At 32.9% G+C, this 2,793-nt stretch carries 4 protein-coding genes; all 4 read right to left on the bottom strand.

Annotation, left to right across the window (positions count from 1 at the left end):
* Nucleotides 1-142 precede the first annotated feature (142 nt).
* The gene (locus ABIQ27_RS10910; RefSeq protein WP_348033930.1) at nucleotides 143-1,144 is read right to left on the bottom strand and encodes an IS30 family transposase; all 1,002 of its coding nucleotides are present in this window, start codon (nucleotides 1,142-1,144) and stop codon (nucleotides 143-145) included.
* A 203-nt stretch (nucleotides 1,145-1,347) separates the two neighbouring features.
* Nucleotides 1,348-1,701: a HepT-like ribonuclease domain-containing protein gene (locus ABIQ27_RS10905; protein ID WP_348033929.1), complete on the bottom strand. Its 354-nt coding sequence runs from the start codon at nucleotides 1,699-1,701 to the stop codon at nucleotides 1,348-1,350.
* Nucleotides 1,694-1,993, bottom strand: a complete 300-nt coding sequence (locus ABIQ27_RS10900; protein WP_348033928.1) for a nucleotidyltransferase domain-containing protein — start codon at nucleotides 1,991-1,993, stop codon at nucleotides 1,694-1,696. Before ABIQ27_RS10900 ends, ABIQ27_RS10905 begins: the two co-directional genes overlap by 8 nt.
* Nucleotides 1,994-2,241: 248 nt before the next feature.
* Nucleotides 2,242-2,493, bottom strand: coding sequence for a hypothetical protein (locus ABIQ27_RS10895; RefSeq protein ID WP_348033927.1), 252 nt, complete (start codon nucleotides 2,491-2,493; stop codon nucleotides 2,242-2,244).
* Nucleotides 2,494-2,793 lie beyond the last annotated feature (300 nt).

Genomic DNA, 2,793 nt, shown 5'->3' with positions numbered 1-2,793 from the left:
AGGCGGTTTCAAGGTTCTAGCGCAATTTTTTGTTTTTTAAATTCGCTGTTTTATTTCCTGAATTTTTGCACCAAATTTTTGAAGATTTGGTTTCAAAATTAAAGAATAAAACTACACTATTTTTTTGAATATTGGTCATTTCTTAAATAAAATTTTGGGTCATATATAATCTTGAAATCGTATTGAGAGGTGATTCATATTCGAGAGTTTTTCTTGGTCTTTGGTTGAGTTGATTTTGGACTTCATTTATCTCTTTTTTGGAGAGTAAATTAAAGTCAGTTCCTTTTGGAAAATAGTCTCTGATAAGTCCGTTGGTGTTTTCATTTGTTGGTCTTTCCCAAGGCGAATATGGATGTGCAAAATAGACCTTTACTTTAGAGTTTTTGGTAAATAATTTGTGCTGCGCCATTTCGGTTCCGTTGTCGTAAGTCAGCGATAATTTTAAATGCTTTGGAATGTTTGAAAACGCTTTTTCAAAAGCTTTTCTAACGGCTGTTGCATCTTTCTTTTTTAGTGGGACCATAATTAAAAAACGGGTTGTTCTTTCGACGAGTGTTCCGATGGCTGATTCTCTGTTCTTTCCTATTATTAAGTCGCCTTCCCAGTGTCCTGGTATTTCTCTGGTTGCTACTTCAGCAGGTCTTTCATCAATACGAATTGGATCTTTAATTGTTGTTCTTTTATCGGCACCACGACGCACATTTCCCCTGTAATTTCTCTTTTGTCTAAGTTGTGAAATCAGTAGTTTTTCAACTTCTTTTTTTGGTTGAACATAGATGTGATAATAAATACTTTCGTGAGAGATTTGCATGGTTGGATCGAACTGATAAAACTGTTTTAAGGCATTGGAAATTTGTTGTGGAGACCAATGTAATTTAAGATGTGAATATACAAAATTTTTGAGTTTAGGATTGCTCTCAATTTTGGTTTTTCCGAGTCTTCTATCAAGCAGATTATGAACGTAATTTATCTCTGCTTTTAGGTTGTCATAATCACCTTTTTGAACACGTTTTAGTTCCCGAGTAATTGTACTTGGATGAACCGATAGAGTAGAGGCAATCTGCTTTTTGTTTTTGCCTAGAGCAATTAGTTTTTCAATCTCAATTCTATGGTTGCGATTGAGTCTTTTGTAAGCTGTTTTCATAACACAATTTTAAGTCATTTTTTGTCTTAAAAATTGCGTTAGATTCTTGATTCTGCGAAACTATTACCGCTAACGTTCCGCCGCTTCGCATCAGTTGCGAAGTTCGGAACCGATTATTTTCCACTAAGATAATATTTCTTGCGAAACGTGAACGTGAATTTACCACAAAATTCGCAATTGTGCGAAACGGCTGTTACCAGTAGTTATTTTTCGTTCTCTTTGATTAACGCATCAACTTCGCCTTTTAATTTCGGAAGATGGTTTGTAAGTATTGACCAAATATTCTCGTCGGAAATATTGTCGTAAGCATGAATGACTTGATTTCTCAAACCAATAATTGCTTTTGCATTACTAATTTTCTCAGTAAACGAATTGTCACGAGTAATTATTCTGTTTATGGCTTCGCCAATAATCTCAAGATTTCTTTCAACAGCTCTTTTAAGCATTAAGTTATTTCTGTACTTGAAAAAATCTTTTTCTTCTTTTTGGAAAAAGCTATCTATTTCTTCAATACAAAGTTTAATATCATAAAGCCATTTAAGAATTCTTTCATCCATAAATTAGCTCTTTAGATTTATTGATAGAGTTTATTAAGATTGGGTTTCTTAGAGTTTGTTCTTCAACTAAGTCAACTTCGCGTCCAAATAATTTCTCCAGTCTTTCTTTGAAATCCATATAATTGTCAAAATACATTGACAACTCAATCGATTTAAATTTAACAAGAAGATCAATATCACTTTCTTTATTGAAGTTGGAATTCAAAGCTGAACCAAATAGATACATTTTTTCCACGTTGTACAATGTACAAAGCCTTTTCAAATCGTCTATATTTCTGTCAACTATTCCCATTGTGCAAATTTAGGTAAAAAAAGTTCTCTTTTATGAGAGGTCCAAAATAATTACTGGTAACGTTCCGCCGCTTCTCGTCAGTTGCGAACTTCGGAACGAATTATTTTCCACTAAGATAATATTTCTTGCGAAACGTGAACGTGAACTTACAACAAAATCCGCAATTGCGAGAAACGGCTGTTATGTGCTGTTTTAATAAAAAAGACTCCTGAAATAATCAGAAGTCTTTTTAAACATTTAAGTACTATTTATATTCCAACATGAACTTTCGAACATCCAACGAATGGAAGACATATTTCAACTTCTACACATACATCTTCAAAAGCTTTAACTTCAAATGTTCCATCAAATTTTATGGTTTCTGCTTCACCATTTTTTTTGATATTCTCTTTTACAGATTTTAATAATAAATCTGCAACTGCTTGTCCAACTTTCTGTGCCGAACCCTCAATGTACTGCATATGATCTTCTACATATGCTTCAGTTAATTTCCGTGCCATATTTTTTTAATTTTTGCCTACTCTATCAAAATGCAGTTTTCGGCCACTCTGATTAAAGTTTTTACCAAACTTCAACAATTCAAAATTCCGTATGTATCGTTAATTTAAAAAAGGGTTTTCCATACTAAAAAAAAGGATTTTCACTACTAAAAAAAAGGGTTTCCCCTAGGTTCCTGTAGCGTCCTGAAATAGGTTGACGTTTTTTTAATTAATTTTCAATTCAAATTTAGATAAATAATTTCTTTATTCCTACGATACGATTTATATGGCATATCGGCATTTAGATGCACGCTAATGGGC

This window comes from Flavobacterium sp. (assembly GCF_039916025.1).
GTDB lineage: Bacteria > Bacteroidota > Bacteroidia > Flavobacteriales > Flavobacteriaceae > Flavobacterium.
The sequence above is the reverse complement of the archived record's forward strand: the minus strand, read 5'-3'. Positions and strand labels throughout refer to the sequence as shown.

Bases quoted from the DNA above. Each gene is read 5' to 3' on its own strand.
- ABIQ27_RS10910 (WP_348033930.1), bottom strand. From the start codon at position 1,144: ATGAAAACAGCTTACAAAAGACTCAATCGCAACCATAGAATTGAGATT.
- ABIQ27_RS10895 (WP_348033927.1), bottom strand. From the start codon at position 2,493: ATGGCACGGAAATTAACTGAAGCATATGTAGAAGATCATATGCAGTAC.
- ABIQ27_RS10900 (WP_348033928.1), bottom strand. From the start codon at position 1,993: ATGGGAATAGTTGACAGAAATATAGACGATTTGAAAAGGCTTTGTACA.
- ABIQ27_RS10905 (WP_348033929.1), bottom strand. From the start codon at position 1,701: ATGGATGAAAGAATTCTTAAATGGCTTTATGATATTAAACTTTGTATT.